We start from the raw sequence: 17,864 nt of genomic DNA on the forward strand, positions 1-17,864 counted from the left end.
TTTTTCTCTATTAGGTCGATTGCTATTAACTTGAGGGGAAACATCAGTTTTTCCCTCAGGTTTGTTATAAACTTAAGGTCTGTGTTTCCCTTACTATATTAGTAAACAGATTTTATGAATGACACTTCCCAATATGACTTCTGGGTTAAGCTGGCCAGCCGCGCAGCGGTTGCGACAGCGTTAACCCTTATTACCATCAAACTTGCAGCATGGATGTATTCTGGTTCCGCCAGTATGCTGGCTTCATTGACCGACTCCTTTGCTGACGCGCTTGCATCAATCGTTAACTTTATTGCAATCCGCTACGCTATCGTGCCTGCGGATCAAGATCATCGCTATGGGCATGGTAAAGCTGAGCCGTTAGCCTCGTTAGCGCAATCAGCCTTTATTTTAGGTTCTGCTTTCTTTCTGATGTTGCACGGCAGCGAACGCCTGATTAATCCGGTAGAGGTGCAGCACGCCACGTTGGGGGTGATTGTTTCTGTTATCGCAATTTTGCTGACACTGGCATTGGTTATGCTGCAGAAAAGAGCCTTAGCTGCGACCTCAAGCACTGTTGTTGAAGCCGATGCGCTGCATTATAAGTCGGATCTATTCTTAAACGCGGCGGTATTACTGGCACTGGTTTTATCTCAATATGGCTGGTGGTGGGCTGATGGTTTATTTGCGGTATTAATTGCGTTGTTTATTGGTCAGCAAGCGGTGGGGCTGGCTTATCGTTCGGTGCAGTCTTTGTTAGATAGAGAACTTGATGATGAGACTCGGGAGAGAATTACGCATTTAGCTAAGCAAGATCCTCAAGTCAAAGGGATCCATGATTTACGCACCCGCGAGTCGGGTAAGACCATGTTTATTCAGTTTCATCTCGAACTCGACGGGACGTTGAGCTTGCATCAGGCACATAAAATTGCGGTAGAAACCTCCGAGCGGGTGCGCAAAGAGTTTGTGGAGTCAGAGGTGATTATTCACCAAGATCCGGTGTAGCCGTTAGCGTATAAGCAAAAAAGGAGAGCCTGTGGCTCTCCTTTTTGTTTTCAGCCCTAAACCACCTTCTTCAGAAGGTGGATTCTTTACTACAAGCATTGAAAATCTCGTTAATCCATCTCTAGCTCTTTCAGTTTTCGGGTCAAGGTGTTGCGACCCCAGCCTAAACGTTTGGCCGCTTCTTGCTTATGGCCATTAGTATGTTTAAGCGCAGTTTCCAGTAATATCCGCTCGAATGCGGGCTGCACTTCGGTTAGCAAGTCGCTGTCGCCGTCGCTGAGACGTTGATCGATAAACAGCTTCAATGCGCCTTGCCAGTCATCACTATCGCTGCTTGGTGTACTATTGAGCTTAGGCTCTTGCAATAGCTCAGGTGGTAGATCTAGAGGTAAGATCTCTTGTCCCGAGGCCATGACGGTTAACCAGCGACAGGTGTTTTCAAGCTGACGTACGTTACCGGGCCAAGGAAGCTGCGACAGTTTAGTCGCGGTCTCTTTGGTTAGCATTTTTGGCTCAACGGCAATCTCTTTGGCGGCAATCATCAAGAAATGACGCGCAAGTTGTGGGATATCTTCTCTACGCTGAGACAGTGGCGGCAGGTGCACACGAATGACATTTAAGCGATGAAACAGGTCTTCACGAAAATCCCCTTGCTGCACCAGCTGTTCAAGGTTTTGGTGAGTCGCTGCGATAATACGCACGTCTACCTGTACCGGTGAGTGGCCGCCAACACGGTAAAACTGCCCATCGGCTAACACACGTAATAGTCGAGTTTGCACATCGAGCGGCATATCACCAATTTCATCTAAGAAGAGAGTGCCGCCATTGGCCTGTTCAAAACGGCCTTGTCGCACACTGCCTGCACCAGTAAAAGCGCCTTTCTCGTGACCAAAAAGTTCTGATTCAATTAAGTCTTTAGGGATGGCTGCCATATTGATGGCAATAAACGGCTTACCTTTACGCGGGCTGTGTTTATGCAGTGCGCTGGCAACGAGCTCTTTACCCGTACCCGACTGGCCGTTAATCAATACGCTAATTGAAGAACGAGAAAGGCGGCCAATGGCGCGAAAGACTTCCTGCATCGCAGGGGCTTCACCAATGATTTCTGGTGTGGCGACTAGCGGCTCTTCAACGATGATACTCGATGTTTGCTCTTTAGCGTGGGTGAGCGCACGGTCGACTAAAGATATCGCTTCATCGATATCAAAAGGTTTAGGTAGGTATTCAAATGCACCTGCCTGATAGGCACTCACTGCGCTGTCGAGATCGGAGTGTGCCGTCATGATGATGACAGGAATATGCGGGTAATGATTTTGTAGGCGCTCCAGCAGAGTCAAGCCATCGGTGCCGGGCATGCGGATATCTGACACAATCACTTGAGGCTGCGCCATCTCTAAGGCTTGCCACAGCGATTCGGCTGCGGCAAAGCTGGCGCAGCTAAATTTAGCGCTTTGTAGTGCTTTTTCTAATACCCAGCGTATCGAACTATCGTCGTCGAGGATCCAAACTTGTTCAGCCATTGAGTGTTTTCCTCTTATTAACTATTGATGGGTAAGGTAATGGTAAATTCGGTATGGCCTACGGTTGAGTCGCAATCTATGCGTCCACCGTGCAAGCGAGCAAAATTATGAGCAATAGATAGGCCTAAACCTGAGCCTTGCTCACGACCAGTGACCATAGGGTAAAACAGCGTGTCCATTAGCTCGGGCTGTATGCCTGGACCGTCGTCGATGACCGATAACATCAGCACTAGCTTATGGCGCTGTGTACCTATGGTGATCTGGTGTTGAGTACGGGTTTTCAGGCGAATATGCCCACCCATAGGCTCTAAGGCTTGAATCGCATTTTGCACAATGTTGAGAATAGCTTGCTGCAGTTGGTCCGGATCCATCTCAATATCAGGAATAGAGGGATCATAATCTTGGGTGAGCTCAATGTTATCAGGTAGGGTGACATTGACTAACTTGACGACTTTTTGGATGACTTGATGAATATTAAACAGGCTATGCTGCGTCGGCTTTTGTGGGCCGAGCAAACGGTCGACTAAGTTACGTAGTCTATCTGCTTGCTCAATAATAAGATCGGTAAACTCGTTAAGCTCAGGCTCTTTTAGCTCACGAGATAGCAACTGCGCAGCGCCACGCAATCCGCCTAATGGGTTCTTGATTTCATGGGCGAGGTTACGCACTAAATATTGCGCAGCCTGCTGCTGAGCATCTTGAGTCAACTGTTGATGGATGCGGCGCTGTTGATCTACTTGGCGAAATTCTATCAGAGCAAGGTTCTGTTCTTGCTCAAGTGGCGTGAGCGTGACATCGACAGTATGTTGCTGACCATCAAGGGTGACTAAAGAGACAGTATTAATACTCAGGCCTTGACCATCGAAAATTGCCAATTTTAGCACTTGAGGATCGACACCGAGTAATTGGTAGTGTTCGGGTAAAGGGTGTTCGCTAAGGCGGTGACTGCCCACACCGAGCAACTGCTCGGCGGCCGCATTCACGTAGAGTAACTCAAGCTCTTCATTGGTAACGATTACCGCCGTTACTAAATGGTTGAGCAATAAACTTGTATCCATCAGCTACTCCGAATTATGCGCATGCACCTGTTTGGGCATTTCAGTTGATCGCACCACTATGGTGCACCAAAGTGGTGCACCCTGCAACTGGACTTCATCGGAATGTAGACTAAATCAATATAATCCTAAGCTTTTATATTAAAAGGTATTTACCCATTATCTCTAGGCTGAGGTTTTAAGCGAGCAGGCCCATAAATCGACGTCCGATGAAGAAAAATCGTTCTGGTAGAAGTCGATGCAATTATTTTGCCGTTCTGATCGAAAGCCTTAACAGCAAAGGTATGTTCACCACGATTAATGTTTTTCAGCTTAAATATGCCGATGGTTTGCTTGCTGCCTATCTGATTGCCGTCCATGTAGAGCGCTAATTGATGTGCTGCTGCGATCTGCGGAGTGATATTGGTGATAATGGTAATATCGCCATCATTGCTGCGGATAGACTCTTCTTCAGTTGGAGAGGCAATACTCATTTTATAAAGAGGCTTAACGGCTTCGGAATCGCTTGTCGTGCCGGGGAGTACGGAGACTTCTGGTAATTTAAGGCTGTTTTGAGTGTTCTCTTTAAATTCGACCACTTCAGCATTTTTTACCGGTTCATCAGAGAAATGAACGTTACCATTTTCATCGACCCACTTATAAACCGTCGCATGAGCAAGCGTTGTAACCAGTAGCATAAGTAGTATAAAGCCAGCACGCATTGTGACATCCTTTGTTACAGGGTTTGATACCGAAGATTAGCTGTTTTAACATAAAAAATCATGAACTTTGTGGTGATTTTATACCGCGAGGGGTCGTGCAGAAGCTGACTGTCTTGAGTGATAAGCTCATTTCACTTGATTGGCATCTTGTTGATAGCCAGTTTTTAGCAGTAAATTAGTAGTAATTTAGCAGTAATTTAGCAGTAAGATGGCTATCAATTAGCTTAGATTATTGCTGGCAACACATAAGGATAACAGATGCAAAAAACGATGTTAGTGAGTAGCCTATTATTGTTGGCTGCATGTGATTCGACTCAAACGACTCAAACAGCTCCAGCGATAGCGGCAGTCGACAGTGCTGCTACAGTTGATGGCCATCAACATGTTGCTCCGGCTTTTGATTGCGCTAAGGCTCAGGGACAAGTTGAAACTTTAATCTGCAATGATCCCGAGTTAGCGGTGTTAGATCAGAAAATGGCGCAGGTTTATCAAGCGGCGGTTGTTAATATTCCCGCAGCAGAGCAGCCTAAGGCGATGCAAAGAGGCTGGATTAAAGGTCGTAATGATTGTTGGAAGGCGCAAGATGTACGTGAGTGCGTATTACAAAATTATCAAAGCCGGATTATTGAATTACAGATCCAAGGTGGATTGTTAGAGGTGCCTGCAGCCGTAGTTTTTGATTGTGATAATCATCCACAGATCACTGCGGTTTTTTATACCCAGCTCGATCCGGTTACTGCGGTATTTACCTTTTCGAGTGAAAAAATGGGTGAACAACAGCTGTTAGCAACCAATGTGCGTAGCGGTAGCGGCGCGAAATACCAGGGACGTAACTTTGAATTTTGGGAGCATCAAGGCGAAGCCAGCGTGCAGTACCTCGGTGAACGTTACCAGTGCCAGTTACGTAAGTCAGTGCCTGCTACTAAGTTAGTACCCGTTCCGTAAGTTAGTGCCAGCTACACTAAGTTAGTGCTAGTTAAGTAAGCCTGTGCCGTCGACATAAGTTAATCTTAGTCACGTAAGTCGACGGCGCACTAAAGTGAATCGTTAAACTGAATATCATAATTAGCTTATGTAAAAAGCAGCCTTATGGCTGCCTTTCTATTGAATATTCATTTTTAGCTTTTGACAGCTAACAGCTAGCTTTTATCGTATTGCTGCTCAATCTCGCCAGCCTTAATGTGATTGGCGTGCTGACCAAGCTGCTTAGCGTAAGTGGCAATATGCGGGTACTTTTCAGCTTCACCACTGGCCACGAGTAGCTCAACGATAAACGACATCATGATATCCGCGCCAGTAAGCTTGTCGGCGACAAGGTAACGCTTACCTTCAAGCGATTGATTGACGTAGCTAAGAATTTTTTCAGACTCAATGGCAGCGTAGCCCTCTAAGAAGTTGGTTTGACAGCCGTCTTTGGCGACAAACATTCTCAGTAATAAAGGCAGTATTGCTGAACTTTCTGCAAAGTGAAGCCATTGTAGATACTCAACATAATCAGGGCTGCCCTTTTCTGGTGCGAGCGTTCCTGCTGCATGGTTATCGATAAGGTATTGGGTAATTGCGCCTGATTCTGCAATCACTTGCTGTTGATACTCAATCACAGGTGACTTGCCTAGTGGATGAATGGCTTTGAGTTCTGGCGGCGCTAGGAAAGTTTGGCTATCTCGTTGATAGGCTTTTATTTGATAATCTACCCCAAGTTCCTCAAGTAACCAGATGATACGTTTTGAGCGAGACTTATTTAAATGATGCAGAGTGATCATTGGCGGTCCTTACAATTAATAAGAGCTATTAAGAAGTTCTGTGCGAAAGATAGAATCTGGCGCGAAGTTAATCGCGCCATAGTTCATGTAGTCAAGAGTGTAGTCAGAAGTTAGCTACTTGAGTTACTTCAGTTGCTTGATGATCTCATCGGCCACCACTTCAGAAGAAGCTGGGTTTTGGCCAGTGATTAAGTTGCCATCGACCGCCAAGTAGCTACTCCAGTCATCGCCTTTGCTATACAGCGCGCCATTTGCCAGCATCATATCTTCCACGAGGAAAGGCACGATATCAGTCAGCTGCACTGCCGCCTCTTCACCGTTAGTAAATCCTGTCACTTGCTTGCCAGCAACTAAAGGCGTGCCATCGGGGTTTTTCACATTTTTAAGTGCCCCCGGTGCGTGACACACAAGTCCTACAGGCTTTTTAGCCTGGTAGAAAGCGGCTATTAATGCGATAGAGTGATCATCGTTAGTGAGATCCCATAATGGCCCATGGCCACCTGGATAGAAAATCGCGTCGTAATCAGCTTGGTTTATCTCAGCTAACACTTTAGTGGTTGCCAGTTGCTGCTTGGCCTGTTCATCTTGATTGAATCTATCGGTCGCTGCCGTTTGAAAGTCCGGCTGCTCGCTACTAGGGTCTATTGGTGGTTGTCCGCCAGCAGGTGAAGCTAAGGTGACAGTACAGCCACTGTCTTTAAAGCGATAAAAAGGACTGGCAAATTCTTCGAGCCAGAAGCCTGTTTTTAAGCCTGTGTCGCCAAGTTTGTCGTGTGAGGTCAGTACCATCAATATCTTCATTTTGTCGTCCTTTTTATCTGTTGGTTTGCCAATAGCGGCATCCTTATTACGTGATGCCTGCCAGTTAGCTGAGGTCTCTGTTAAGTTTGTATCTGTTTAATTATTAAGAGTTATAAGTTACGTTCTAAAATCTTGCGGCTCATAGCCAGATCAACATCTTGTTTTTCACCTAAAGCCGTCATGCCGTGGGCTTCAAGCTTGCTAATGATCTCATCGATACTGCTACTGTCTAAATCGTAGTCTGATAGGCGAGTATTAATGCCCATCGCTTCAAAAAAGTCGCGGGTCTTGCTTATCGCCGCATCGATGATTTCATCAACCGAGCCTTGGTTAATTCCCCAAACGCGATCGGCATATTGCAGTAACTTCTCTTGCTTAGCTTCTCGGCGAACATCGAGCATACCCGGTAAAATCATCGCGATAGTACGGGCATGGTCAACACCGTAAAGCGCGGTAATTTCATGGCCAATCATGTGTGTTGCCCAGTCATGTGGCACGCCTTTACCTATCACGCCGCTCAGTGCCATTGTTGCCACCCACATCAGGTTGGCACGTACATCGAAGTCTTGAGGTTGGCTTAGGGCTTTTGGCCCTAATTCGATTAGGGTTTGAAGCAAGCCTTCGGCGAATCTGTCTTGCACTGGCGCATTAACAGGGTAGTTAAGGTATTGCTCAGTGATGTGAATAAAAGCATCGACAACGCCGTTAGCGACTTGGCGTTCTGGTAATGTGAAGGTTTTGCTTGGGTCTAATACTGAAAATTTTGGAAAGACGTGATTGCTCATAAAAGAGAGTTTAGCTTGGAACTCTTTACGGGTAACCACGCTGGCGCTATTCATCTCAGAACCCGTGGCAGGCAAGGTCAGAACCGTACCGAATGGCATTGCTTGAGTGACCTTAGCGCCCCAGCTTAAAAGAATGTCCCATGGCTCACCTTCAAATAGCGCGGCAGCTGCCACAAACTTGGTGCCATCGATAACCGAGCCACCACCAACTGCTAAGAGAAAGTCGATATTTTGCTGTTTTACGACTTCGACCGCTTGCATCAATGTTTCGTAGGTTGGATTCGCCTCGATACCACCAAATTCAACAACTTCACGCTGCTTAAGCGCAGCCTTTACTTCATCGAGAGTACCTGTGCTTCTGGCGCTGTTGCCGCCAAACAACACTAAGACCTTTGCATCTTGTGGGACTAAGTTATCCAGTTCAGCAATTTTTCCTTCACCAAAACTAATGTGAGTAGGGTTGTAGTAATCGAAGCTGTACATAATCTTTCCTATAGTCGACTAATTGTCGAATGATACTAAGGCCTAACATTTAGTAGACCAGTCGTCTAGTAAACGGTTAAAAAAATGCCCGCCATCAACAGGTATAAGCATAGGCGGGGGAGATAAATTTGCTGATTATTTCAGTGAAGAGCATTTCACTTTAGATCACTTCAATACCGAAACAGGATTAGCTAGCAGGGCTTGAGTCATCTGTAATACGCGTGTGATGACATTGGGATCACGGGTTAATTTATTTCTTAAACTGGCACCTAACCACATCTGGTATAAGGTTTCTGCGGTATAGGCTGCATTCATTGCAGTCAGAGAGCCATCTTCTATTCCAGCTTCAATACAGCTCGCAAGGCGAGCAATAACCGCTGATGAGCCCTTGTCTAGGGCAAGGCGCATGGGTTCTGATAGATCTGAGACTTCGGCACTGAGTTTGACCACTAAGCACTTTTGGTCGATACAGGCATCACTTTGGGTGCTTTGCCAGCGTAACCAGTAGCTCATCAATCTCTCTAAGCCTGAGCCATTCTCTGGCGCAAATAGGCTGTCGATACTGCTTAAGTAAGTTTTAAAGTAACTGTTAATCACCTCTTCACCGAACTGCTCTTTGGATTTGAAGTAGTGGTAAAAAGAACCTTTAGGCACATCGGCAAATTTTAAGATCTGCGATAGACCGACATTGGAAAAGCCTTTGCTCGAAATCAGGCTGTATCCTGAGTCGATAATATGCTGACGTGTTTGCTGAGGATCTGTTTTGATACTTGTTTTCATAGTAAACAGACTAACACAATTAGACCGGTCGTCTAGTGTTTTTTTTATCAGTTATTTTTAGGGGCGTGAATGCCGCTATAGCGGCAATGTATTGCGCGAGAAGTTTTGCTTTAACACGACGGTAGATTCGATCCCGGCGATACAGCTTAAGCTGCCAAGCGACTTTTTTACGAAGCTTTCATAACTGAGCAGGTCGCTAGCAACGATTTTTAGCAGGTAATCGTGGGCACCGGTGACCACTGAACATTCCATGACTTGCTCGAGATTTTCCATGCTTTCTTCGAACACAATTGCATGTTGATCTGAATTTTCTTTGAGGCGTACAAAAGCATACACCACTACGTTAAGCCCAACTTCTTTAGGATCGATTTGCGCCGCATAACCGCTAATCACACCCGTTTGCTCTAGCTTTCTCACGCGGCGAAGGCAGGGGGTATCCGACATATTTAATTTGGCAGCGAGCTCGCTAATCGCGATACGGCCTTGACGTTGTAATATGGCGAGTATGTTGCGGTCCTTGTTATCCATTGGAGGCCTTTTTATTTTTTGTGGTGAAAATCGGTATCAATTAACCATTTTATAGGGGATCTCGACCTTAAATGGAAGTTATTCGCGCCAGTTTATCGATTTACACCATAGGGATCCTGCTAGGCTAAGTGACTATAGATTACTGCACAGTCTCATCGAAAAAATAAAAATAAGGACTAATAGATGACGCAAAATACTCAGGCATTCGATCATTGGATCCGCACTCGTTTTGTTGAACTCAATAGTGAGCTTGAATCGCTTTACGCTGAGCAGAGCGACAGGGCTAATGTTGAAGGTGTTGGCGAGCACTTAAAGCTGCAACTTGAATCTGAAGGGCGCCAGCTGATAGCCAGTTTGCTGGCCGAGGGAAATACTGACGAAGGCTTTGATCATGCTTTTGATCTGCTTGGTAATGTTGGCCTGTATATGGCGGCATGCCGTAGGCACGAAATTACCGAGCCTTCACGAGAAACCGTATCACCACTGACAGAGGCGTCTACCCTTGCTATGCATATTGGCGCCTCTATTGGTGTGACCCCAAGATTTGCCACGGCGCACCTTACTACCCATAACCGTGCACACCAGGGGGTGTATAAACGCTTTACTGATTTAGCTGCCGAGAAGCTGTTTGTTGATTATAACACCAAAGGCATTTTGGCTTATAAGCGTGCCGCCGATGCACTGTTAAAAATTCAGCCGTTAGGCATAGATCATCCCATTGCCTCTGATCTGCTGAACGTCGCTAAGCAAGCCTTACAAGATGTGATTGAATCAAACCGAGTCTTGTTTTTGCAGCTTGATGCCGATGACTTCTTCTATTGCGTGAGACCCTATTACAAACCTTATCGTGTAGGTAGCCAAGTTTATCGCGGCGCTAATGCGGGGGATTTTGCCGGGATCAACGTTATCGATATGCTGCTGGGCTTATGCGCTGCAAACGAGCCCGGTTACTCGCAGATGCTGGTGGATAAGTTTTTATACATGATGCCTGAAGATCAACGCATTTTACGTGACTGTATGCGCCGAACCAGCTTTATGGATGCGTTACTGGGCATGAGTCATTTACGTCACGAGCAATGGTACCAGCAAAATCTTCAGTTGTTTTTGGAGGTATGTGAATTACACGGGCAAACGGCGATTCAGCATCATAATGAGCTGGTATCTAAGTATATTGCTCAGCCTTCAAAAAATATGCAGCAGCAACATATGTCAAAAGTCACCGCCAGTGGCCCACCATTACCGGTATTGCTTAACTCGCTAGAAAAATTACGCGATAGAAGAGCCGCTGCTAAACGTAGTGATATCCGAACTCGTTTTGATGATATTTGCACGCTAAAAGCGAGTTTGGAGGCAGAGTAATATGCAGTCTTTTAAAGATGATTTTAGTTTATCGCCAGGGAGCTACCTGCTTAACCATTCGGTGGGTCGGCCATTGAAAGATGCCGAGCAAGCGTTCTCAAAGCAGTTTTTTGCGCCTTGGCAAACATCGGGAAAAGAGCCCTGGCATGATTGGTTGCAGGTGATTGAACAATTTAGTCAGGGGCTGGCTAAGTTGTTTAATGCGCGCGTCGAGGAGTTTTGTCCTCAGGTTAATCTCTCTAGCGCGCTGACTAAGTTGGTGATGTCGTTAGAGCGGCTTAATCAGCAGCATGCAGTCGTTCTGATGAGTGAAATTGACTTCCCAAGTATGGGGTTTGCGCTTAAAAAAGCCCTGCCACAGGGCTGTGAGTTGCGCTTTATTCCTAAGTCTTTAGATATTACCGATGCCGAGGTCTGGCAGTCACATATTAGTGCCGATATCGATTTAGTGTTTGTCAGCCATGTGTATTCCAACACGGGGCAGCAAGCCCCTGTCGAAGAAATTGTTAATGCTGCAAAATCTAAAAATGTATTAACCCTACTCGATGTGGCGCAATCGGCAGGTATCGTGCCGTTAGACTTACAGGCTCTGCAGCCTGACTTCTTAATCGGCTCAAGTGTTAAGTGGTTATGTGGTGGTCCGGGCGCAGCTTATTTATGGATAAACGCAATGCATATTGAGCACTGCCAGCCAAAAGATGTGGGCTGGTTTAGCCATGAAAATCCGTTTGAGTTTGATATTCACGATTTTCGTTATCACCAAAGCGCACTTAAGTTTTGGGGCGGTACACCTTCGATTGCTCCCTATGCGATAGCGGCGCATAGCATAGGTTACTTTGCCAATATAGGTTCTCATAAGCTTCGTGAGCATAACCAATGGTTAATCGATGTGGTTGCAGAACAGTTTGAGCAGGAGTTTGTATCTCCAAGGCTTGAGGCAAAGCGCAGTGGTACGTTGATTTTAGATTTTGGCGCTAAGCAACAACAGGTGTTAGCAGCATTGCAACAGGCGAATGTGAGCGTGGATCTGCGGAGCCAAGGTATTCGTGTGTCACCGCATATTTATAATGATATGGCCGATATTGAGCGGCTTCTGTCTGTGATAAAAAACGTATAAAAAGAAAAACAGGCCTTAATGTTAAGGCCTGACATGTCACTGTTAACTTATGGTTTTACCGCTCTTAAATGTACTTTGCGGTAATTGAATTCTTGATTGAGCTGACTTAGCTCACCAACTGAAAGCTTGGTCAGTAATGCGCTGCCTTGGTCATCGGTGACAAACTTTTTGGCGGTGCGATTCACAAAATCAACCACGAAAACACTGTCGCTTTGTTGTGATTCTGCGGCTTTTAGTGCTGCTTGGCTTGAGCAATCGTTACATTCTGCAATCGGGCTCATCGCGGCTAGGCTTGTGGTGGAAAGTAGTAGTCCTGCACTTAATAGTGTTACTCGAGTGGCTGTTTTTCTCATAGTAGGTTCCTTATTACTTAAATGGTGATCTTCGTCACACTTTTAATTTAGGCTATCGTGTGGCCAGTGTCCAGCAATACTTGTTATTAACTTGTTGTTTAATCATGCTTTATTTAGCTTAGGCTAATAAACTGATGTTTATGTGAGCGAGCAATAATGGGCTAAATGCTTGCCACCTTTAGGCTTGCCTATTACCTATGATTGGCCGATAGTATTTATGATGCCGTTTTTAAGGAAATTAAATGAAGATATTCATACTGTTACTTAGCTTATGTTGCTTCAGTACCTCATCCATGGATTGGAATGTGCAAACGCTTGGGGCCAATGCCGCTTTGAGAGGTAGCGCCATACTTGATGGGGTTGCTTGGGTTACGGGAACAGATAACCGTGTTTATATCTCCAAAGATCAAGGTAACACCTGGTTAGATGTGTCGGTAAAACATCACCCTTTGACTGACTTTCGCGATATTGAAGTATTCGATGCCAACACTGCCATTGTTATGGGCGCGGGTGAAGGGGGCTTATCTAAGCTGTATATCACCGAAAATCAGGGTTTAAGTTGGCAATTAATATTTGATAATCCAGATGAACTCGGCTTTTTTAATTCAATCGCCTTTTGGGATCGTAATAACGGCTTATTGCTGGGTGATCCGGTTGGTGGTTGCTATGTGATTTTGCGTACAACCGATGGCGGAAAATCTTGGCAGCGAGTGGCGAAAGGTGGGTTACCCAAAATGCTTGATAAAGAGGTCGCGTTTGCCGCTAGCGGTAACACCTTAGTTGTTGGCAAGAGAGGCCGCGCCTGGTTTACTACCGGAGGATATAGTAGCTCAGTCTACCTTACCGCCGATTCAGGCACGCATTGGCGTCGGCATCCAATCGCACTTTATGATGATACTCAAACTGCCGGTGGTTATGCGCTGGCATTTAATCATCTAGATGATCTATTTGTACTGGGAGGCGATTATCAGCAGCGTGATAAGCATGCTGCCAATATGGTGTATAAAAAAGGCTATGTGTGGCATAAAGCCCCCGGCACAACCCCAGGTTTGCGCAGCGCTATGGTGTGCTACGAAGAAACCTGTATTGCCACCGGTAAGCTATCAACCGATATTTCTCATGATCATGGTTATAGTTGGCAGCCACTGCTGATTAACGGTGAGTCTCAGGGATTTTTTACTTTGGCTATCGAGGGCAATACACTAGTTGCTGCAGGGCATAATGGCCGTGTTGCGGTGTATCAGTTTTAAAGATTAGTCATTTACCTGCTAAATAAAAAAGCCCCAAACATGACTGTTTAGGGCTTTAAAGACTAATCACTTACGAGTGGTTAGCGGGTCACTCAGAGGATTACAAGCTGTAGTAAAGCTCGAATTCTACTGGGTGAGTTGTTTGGTTGATGCGCTCAACATCAGCAGACTTAAGGGCGATGTAAGAGTCGATAAAGTCGTTAGTGAATACGTCGCCACGAGTTAGGAACTCACGGTCAGCGTCTAGACACTCAAGTGCATTTTCTAGTGAAGTGGCAACTGTTGGGATTTCTGCTGCTTCTTCAGCTGGAAGATCGTATAGATCTTTATCCATTGCTTCACCTGGGTGGATCTTGTTCTGGATACCGTCAAGGCCAGCCATTAGCATTGCAGAGAACGCTAAGTATGGGTTAGCCACTGGGTCACCAAAACGGATTTCGATACGACGACCTTTTGCACTTGGTACCACTGGGATACGGATAGAAGCAGAGCGGTTAGCTGCTGAGTAAGCAAGCATAACAGGCGCTTCGAAGTGTGGTACAAGACGCTTGTATGAGTTTGTCGATGGGTTAGCAAATGCGTTAATTGCACGCGCATGCTTAATCACACCACCGATGTAGAATAGAGCTGTTTCGCTCAATCCACCGTACTTGTCACCTGCGAACAAGTTAACGCCATCTTTCGCAAGAGACTGATGCACGTGCATACCGCTACCGTTGTCGCCAACGATTGGCTTAGGCATAAATGTCGCTGTCTTGTTGTAAGCGTGGGCCACGTTGTGAACAACATACTTAAGTACCTGAACTTCATCGGCCTTAAGTGTTAGTGAGTTGAAACGTGTCGCGATCTCGTTTTGGCCCGCTGTAGCAACTTCATGGTGATGCGCTTCAACAACTTGACCCATCTCTTCTAGCACTAAACACATAGCACTACGGATGTCTTGTGAAGAGTCTACTGGTGCTACTGGGAAGTAACCACCTTTCACGCCTGGACGGTGACCCTTGTTGCCACCATCGTAGCTAGTACCTGAGTTCCAAGCTGCTTCTTCAGCATCAACCTTGTAGAAACAACCAGACATGTCAGCGCCGAACTTAACATCGTCAAATAGGAAGAATTCTGGCTCAGGACCTACCAATACGGTGTCAGCAATACCTGTTGAACGTAGGTAGTCTTCTGCTTTTTTAGCAATAGAGCGTGGGTCACGGTTGTAACCGGTCATTGTGCCAGGGTTTAGGATGTCACAACGAATGTTAGCAGTAGTTTCTGCCGTGAAAGGGTCAAGTACAAAACTTGCAGGATCTGGCATCAATACCATGTCTGATTCATTAATGCCTTTCCAACCTTGGATTGAAGAACCGTCAAACATTTTACCGTCTTCAAAAAAGTCAGCATCGACTTGGTGAGTTGGAATGGTTACGTGCTGCTCTTTACCTATCGTATCGGTAAAACGTAAATCAACAAACTTAACTTCTAATTCTTTTAGTTGTTGTAAAACTGATTCTGCTGACATTCTAAAGTCTCCGAGTAGGGTAAAGGGGCGTCCCTTTGTTTTATCTTTAATATTTAGCGCTTAATGCGATTCTGGCATTCTTAAAGCGAGACTTATGCCAAATTTGTAACTAACTGATAATTAGGGGTTATAATATTTTTATTCTCGATACCGACATCCTTGTTGCACCGTAATGGTGCGCTGGATGGATCGAGATGGTGCACGCGCTATAACAGTGCAGCCGCTATTTTCCCTGTAATCAACTGTTGGCGTCTCGCTAAAAATCGTTACACAGAATAACTAAGCAATGAGTACTTTTATAGGGGGGAGGTCAAGCAAATAACATTAGATTTTCAATAAGTGTTATTAGGATTAAGGACAGTCATGTTTTTTGTTTTTTTGTGAAGAGAATATCCGTTGTTTTCTAGCGGAATTTGAGGCTTAAAATAGCTTTAAAAGGTGAAAATGATGAATTTAAGGAGGAGTGTTTGTCTAGGATGACCTAATAGTGTCACACAACTAAAGTATAAAAAAGTGTGTAAAAAGCAGACGTTAAGGCAAAAAAAATCAATGCGAAAGAGTTATTTTTAACGATTGGTTAAAAATAATCCTGTGAGATAACGCTGAGCTAGAGTAGAATGTCACGCTTTTTATTGCAACTACTATACTAGATTGGTTTTAGTCGTTGGCAGTAACCCCCCCTATATATTATACCGATGGTAAGAGGTTTAGCCGTGTTAGAGAATTTACGTAACATCGCCATTATTGCACACGTTGACCATGGTAAGACTACCTTGGTTGATAAGTTGCTGGCGCAGTCAGGAACCCTTGAGTCTCGAGGAGAAGCCACTGAGCGGGTGATGGATTCAAATGATCTTGAAAAGGAGCGTGGTATCACGATTCTGGCCAAGAACACTGCCATCAAGTGGAACGATTACCGTATCAACATCGTTGATACCCCAGGTCACGCCGATTTCGGTGGTGAGGTAGAGCGTGTTCTATCTATGGTTGACTCAGTATTACTACTAGTTGACGCTGTGGATGGTCCAATGCCACAGACTCGCTTCGTGACTAAGAAAGCTTTTGCTCAAGGTCTTAAGCCAATCGTTGTTATTAACAAGATTGACCGTCCTGGCGCACGTCCTGATTGGGTTATTGACCAAGTATTTGACTTGTTCGACAACCTAGGCGCTACCGATGAGCAGCTAGATTTCCCAATCGTTTATGCTTCTGCACTAAACGGTTTTGCAACATTAGATCCAGACGAAACTAGCGCAGATATGACGCCACTTTTCGAAACGATCGTTGAAAAAGTTTCTTCACCAGATGCTGATGCTGAAGGTGATTTCCAGATGCAAATCTCTCAAATCGACTACAACTCATACGTGGGTGTTATCGGTATTGGTCGTATCAAGCGTGGTAGTGTTAAGACTAACCAACAAGTTACTGTACTTGGCGCTGACGGCAAGAAACGTAACGGTAAAATCGGCCAGGTATTAGGTTACATGGGTCTAGAGCGTCACGAAGTTACAGATGCTAACGCTGGTGACATCGTTGCGATTACTGGTCTTGGCCAGTTACAGATTTCTGACACAATTTGTGCCCCTACTAACGTAGAAGCATTACCTCCATTGTCTGTTGATGAACCAACACTAACAATGACATTCCAGGTAAACACTTCTCCGTTTGCGGGTAAAGAAGGTAAGTACGTAACTTCACGTAACATCCTTGAGCGTCTACAACAAGAGCTAGTACACAACGTAGCATTGCGCGTTGAAGAAACTGACAGCCCAGATCGTTTCCGCGTATCAGGCCGTGGTGAGCTTCACCTTTCAATCTTGATTGAAAACATGCGTCGTGAAGGTTACGAGCTAGCTGTTTCTCGTCCAGAAGTTATCGTTAAAGAGATCGATGGCGAGATGTGTGAGCCGTTCGAAACACTAACTGTTGACGTTGAAGAAGCGCATCAAGGTGCAGTGATCGAGAAGCTTGGTATCCGTAAGGGTGACATGAAGGACATGCAGTTAGACGGTAAGGGTCGTGTACGTATCGACTTCGTTATCCCTAGCCGTGGTCTAATTGGTTTCCAAACTGAGTTCATGACAGCGACTTCTGGTACTGGTCTTATTTACCATTCATTCGACCATTATGGTCCTTTGAAAGGCGGTGATATTGGTCAACGTGCACGTGGTGTATTGATCTCTAACGCTACTGGTAAAGCACTAACATTCGCACTATTCGGTCTACAAGAGCGTGGTCGTCTGTTTATTACTCACGCATCAGAAGTATACGAAGGTCAAGTAGTTGGTCTTCATGCACGCGCTAACGACCTAACAGTTAACTGTTTGAAAGGTAAGCAGCTAACTAACATGCGTGCATCTGGTACTGACGAAGCACAGGTACTAACTCCGCATATCGAAATGACACTAGAGCAAGCGCTTGAGTTCATCGATGATGACGAATTAGTAGAAGTAACTCCGCTGAACATCCGTGTTCGTAAGCGTTACTTGACTGAAAACGAGCGTAAGCGTCATAACCGTAAGTAATGACCGCGTTTAGCTTCAACCTGTAACCAGGTTAAGTATTGAAAGCCCCCAACATGCAAATGTTGGGGGCTTTTTTGTTATCTGCAGTAGCGTGTGTTTAGTGGCATTGCTCACCCTATATCCAGATCTTTGTTTTAAATCCCATTAATTCATGCTTTTAGCCTAGGGTCACAACTCGCTTTAGAGTGTGAATCGCCGCTCTCTCATCAATTGTGTGTAAGCGCTAGCGCTCACTAATTTAGTGATAAATGAACCTGCTTAGCAAAAATCAGAACACGCTAATACTCATTTAGAGGTATGGCGGTTGGGGCACATTTTTTTCAGTAGATTTACCGTAATTTAGTCTCAGC

16 protein-coding genes are annotated in these 17,864 nt (G+C 45.3%); 6 read left to right on the plus strand and 10 right to left on the minus strand.

Going from position 1 to position 17,864, the window contains the following annotated elements; all coding sequences use genetic code 11:
- The first annotated feature begins 114 nt into the window (after window positions 1-114).
- On the plus strand, window positions 115-984 hold the full coding sequence (gene fieF / locus ACVBJC_RS01160) for a cation efflux pump FieF (protein ID WP_447158914.1): 870 nt from the start codon (window positions 115-117) through the stop codon (window positions 982-984).
- Window positions 985-1,094: 110 nt separating this feature from the next.
- Here the strand turns inward: fieF and glnG are convergent, their stop codons facing one another.
- From glnG to ACVBJC_RS01175, 3 genes are all read right to left on the minus strand, one after another.
- Window positions 1,095-2,504 carry a nitrogen regulation protein NR(I) gene (gene glnG / locus ACVBJC_RS01165; RefSeq protein WP_447158913.1) on the minus strand — a complete coding sequence of 470 codons (1,410 nt, stop codon included), beginning with the start codon at window positions 2,502-2,504 and terminating at the stop codon, window positions 1,095-1,097.
- 17 nt (window positions 2,505-2,521) lie between these two features.
- A complete protein-coding gene (glnL, locus tag ACVBJC_RS01170) occupies window positions 2,522-3,562 on the minus strand; it encodes a nitrogen regulation protein NR(II) (RefSeq protein ID WP_447158912.1) in 1,041 nt (346 codons plus the stop codon).
- 149 nt (window positions 3,563-3,711) lie between these two features.
- Window positions 3,712-4,260, minus strand: coding sequence for a DUF4124 domain-containing protein (locus ACVBJC_RS01175; RefSeq protein ID WP_447158911.1), 549 nt, complete (start codon window positions 4,258-4,260; stop codon window positions 3,712-3,714).
- Between the two features lie 258 nt (window positions 4,261-4,518).
- On the opposite strand from ACVBJC_RS01175, the gene ACVBJC_RS01180 reads away from it, so the two are divergent.
- A complete protein-coding gene (locus ACVBJC_RS01180) occupies window positions 4,519-5,205 on the plus strand; it encodes an MliC family protein (protein WP_447158910.1) in 687 nt (228 codons plus the stop codon).
- A gap of 194 nt (window positions 5,206-5,399) precedes the next feature.
- Here ACVBJC_RS01180 and ACVBJC_RS01185 read toward each other — a convergent pair whose 3' ends face one another.
- The 5 genes from ACVBJC_RS01185 to ACVBJC_RS01205 form a co-directional block, all read right to left on the minus strand.
- Complete coding sequence (locus tag ACVBJC_RS01185) at window positions 5,400-6,023, minus strand: glutathione S-transferase family protein (RefSeq protein ID WP_447158909.1); 624 nt, start codon at window positions 6,021-6,023, stop codon at window positions 5,400-5,402.
- Between the two features lie 123 nt (window positions 6,024-6,146).
- Entirely contained in the window at window positions 6,147-6,824 is a 678-nt protein-coding gene (locus ACVBJC_RS01190) for a type 1 glutamine amidotransferase domain-containing protein (RefSeq protein WP_447158908.1), read from the minus strand.
- A gap of 110 nt (window positions 6,825-6,934) precedes the next feature.
- Window positions 6,935-8,092 (minus strand): iron-containing alcohol dehydrogenase, encoded by a 1,158-nt coding sequence (locus tag ACVBJC_RS01195; RefSeq protein ID WP_447158907.1) that lies wholly within the window; start codon window positions 8,090-8,092, stop codon window positions 6,935-6,937.
- Window positions 8,093-8,257: 165 nt separating this feature from the next.
- Window positions 8,258-8,860, minus strand: a complete 603-nt coding sequence (locus ACVBJC_RS01200; protein ID WP_447159132.1) for a TetR/AcrR family transcriptional regulator — start codon at window positions 8,858-8,860, stop codon at window positions 8,258-8,260.
- An 87-nt stretch (window positions 8,861-8,947) separates the two neighbouring features.
- On the minus strand, window positions 8,948-9,400 hold the full coding sequence (locus tag ACVBJC_RS01205; RefSeq protein WP_447158906.1) for an Lrp/AsnC family transcriptional regulator: 453 nt from the start codon (window positions 9,398-9,400) through the stop codon (window positions 8,948-8,950).
- A gap of 183 nt (window positions 9,401-9,583) precedes the next feature.
- Between ACVBJC_RS01205 and ACVBJC_RS01210 the strand changes: the two genes are divergently transcribed.
- Window positions 9,584-10,759 (plus strand): PrnB family protein, encoded by a 1,176-nt coding sequence (locus tag ACVBJC_RS01210; protein WP_447158905.1) that lies wholly within the window; start codon window positions 9,584-9,586, stop codon window positions 10,757-10,759.
- A gap of 1 nt (window position 10,760) precedes the next feature.
- A complete protein-coding gene (locus ACVBJC_RS01215; protein ID WP_447158904.1) occupies window positions 10,761-11,876 on the plus strand; it encodes an aminotransferase class V-fold PLP-dependent enzyme in 1,116 nt (371 codons plus the stop codon).
- Between the two features lie 47 nt (window positions 11,877-11,923).
- Here ACVBJC_RS01215 and ACVBJC_RS01220 read toward each other — a convergent pair whose 3' ends face one another.
- Window positions 11,924-12,229 (minus strand): hypothetical protein, encoded by a 306-nt coding sequence (locus ACVBJC_RS01220; RefSeq protein WP_447158903.1) that lies wholly within the window; start codon window positions 12,227-12,229, stop codon window positions 11,924-11,926.
- A 242-nt stretch (window positions 12,230-12,471) separates the two neighbouring features.
- Between ACVBJC_RS01220 and ACVBJC_RS01225 the strand changes: the two genes are divergently transcribed.
- Complete coding sequence (locus ACVBJC_RS01225) at window positions 12,472-13,479, plus strand: WD40/YVTN/BNR-like repeat-containing protein (RefSeq protein ID WP_447158902.1); 1,008 nt, start codon at window positions 12,472-12,474, stop codon at window positions 13,477-13,479.
- 100 nt (window positions 13,480-13,579) lie between these two features.
- Here the strand turns inward: ACVBJC_RS01225 and glnA are convergent, their stop codons facing one another.
- The gene (gene glnA, locus ACVBJC_RS01230) at window positions 13,580-14,989 is read right to left on the minus strand and encodes a glutamate--ammonia ligase (protein ID WP_447158901.1); all 1,410 of its coding nucleotides are present in this window, start codon (window positions 14,987-14,989) and stop codon (window positions 13,580-13,582) included.
- 713 nt (window positions 14,990-15,702) lie between these two features.
- On the opposite strand from glnA, the gene typA reads away from it, so the two are divergent.
- Entirely contained in the window at window positions 15,703-17,514 is a 1,812-nt protein-coding gene (typA, locus tag ACVBJC_RS01235; protein WP_447158900.1) for a translational GTPase TypA, read from the plus strand.
- Window positions 17,515-17,864 lie beyond the last annotated feature (350 nt).

This window comes from Shewanella sp. 0m-6 (assembly GCF_052977325.1).

What these genes read in the sequence shown, in the direction of transcription:
- fieF (WP_447158914.1), top strand. Translation starts at nt 115, where the DNA reads ATGAATGACACTTCCCAATATGACTTCTGGGTTAAGCTGGCCAGCCGC.
- glnG (WP_447158913.1), bottom strand. Translation starts at nt 2,504, where the DNA reads ATGGCTGAACAAGTTTGGATCCTCGACGACGATAGTTCGATACGCTGG.
- glnL (WP_447158912.1), bottom strand. Translation starts at nt 3,562, where the DNA reads ATGGATACAAGTTTATTGCTCAACCATTTAGTAACGGCGGTAATCGTT.
- ACVBJC_RS01175 (WP_447158911.1), bottom strand. Translation starts at nt 4,260, where the DNA reads ATGCGTGCTGGCTTTATACTACTTATGCTACTGGTTACAACGCTTGCT.
- ACVBJC_RS01180 (WP_447158910.1), top strand. Translation starts at nt 4,519, where the DNA reads ATGCAAAAAACGATGTTAGTGAGTAGCCTATTATTGTTGGCTGCATGT.
- ACVBJC_RS01185 (WP_447158909.1), bottom strand. Translation starts at nt 6,023, where the DNA reads ATGATCACTCTGCATCATTTAAATAAGTCTCGCTCAAAACGTATCATC.
- ACVBJC_RS01190 (WP_447158908.1), bottom strand. Translation starts at nt 6,824, where the DNA reads ATGAAGATATTGATGGTACTGACCTCACACGACAAACTTGGCGACACA.
- ACVBJC_RS01195 (WP_447158907.1), bottom strand. Translation starts at nt 8,092, where the DNA reads ATGTACAGCTTCGATTACTACAACCCTACTCACATTAGTTTTGGTGAA.
- ACVBJC_RS01205 (WP_447158906.1), bottom strand. Translation starts at nt 9,400, where the DNA reads ATGGATAACAAGGACCGCAACATACTCGCCATATTACAACGTCAAGGC.
- ACVBJC_RS01210 (WP_447158905.1), top strand. Translation starts at nt 9,584, where the DNA reads ATGACGCAAAATACTCAGGCATTCGATCATTGGATCCGCACTCGTTTT.
- ACVBJC_RS01215 (WP_447158904.1), top strand. Translation starts at nt 10,761, where the DNA reads ATGCAGTCTTTTAAAGATGATTTTAGTTTATCGCCAGGGAGCTACCTG.
- ACVBJC_RS01220 (WP_447158903.1), bottom strand. Translation starts at nt 12,229, where the DNA reads ATGAGAAAAACAGCCACTCGAGTAACACTATTAAGTGCAGGACTACTA.
- ACVBJC_RS01225 (WP_447158902.1), top strand. Translation starts at nt 12,472, where the DNA reads ATGAAGATATTCATACTGTTACTTAGCTTATGTTGCTTCAGTACCTCA.
- glnA (WP_447158901.1), bottom strand. Translation starts at nt 14,989, where the DNA reads ATGTCAGCAGAATCAGTTTTACAACAACTAAAAGAATTAGAAGTTAAG.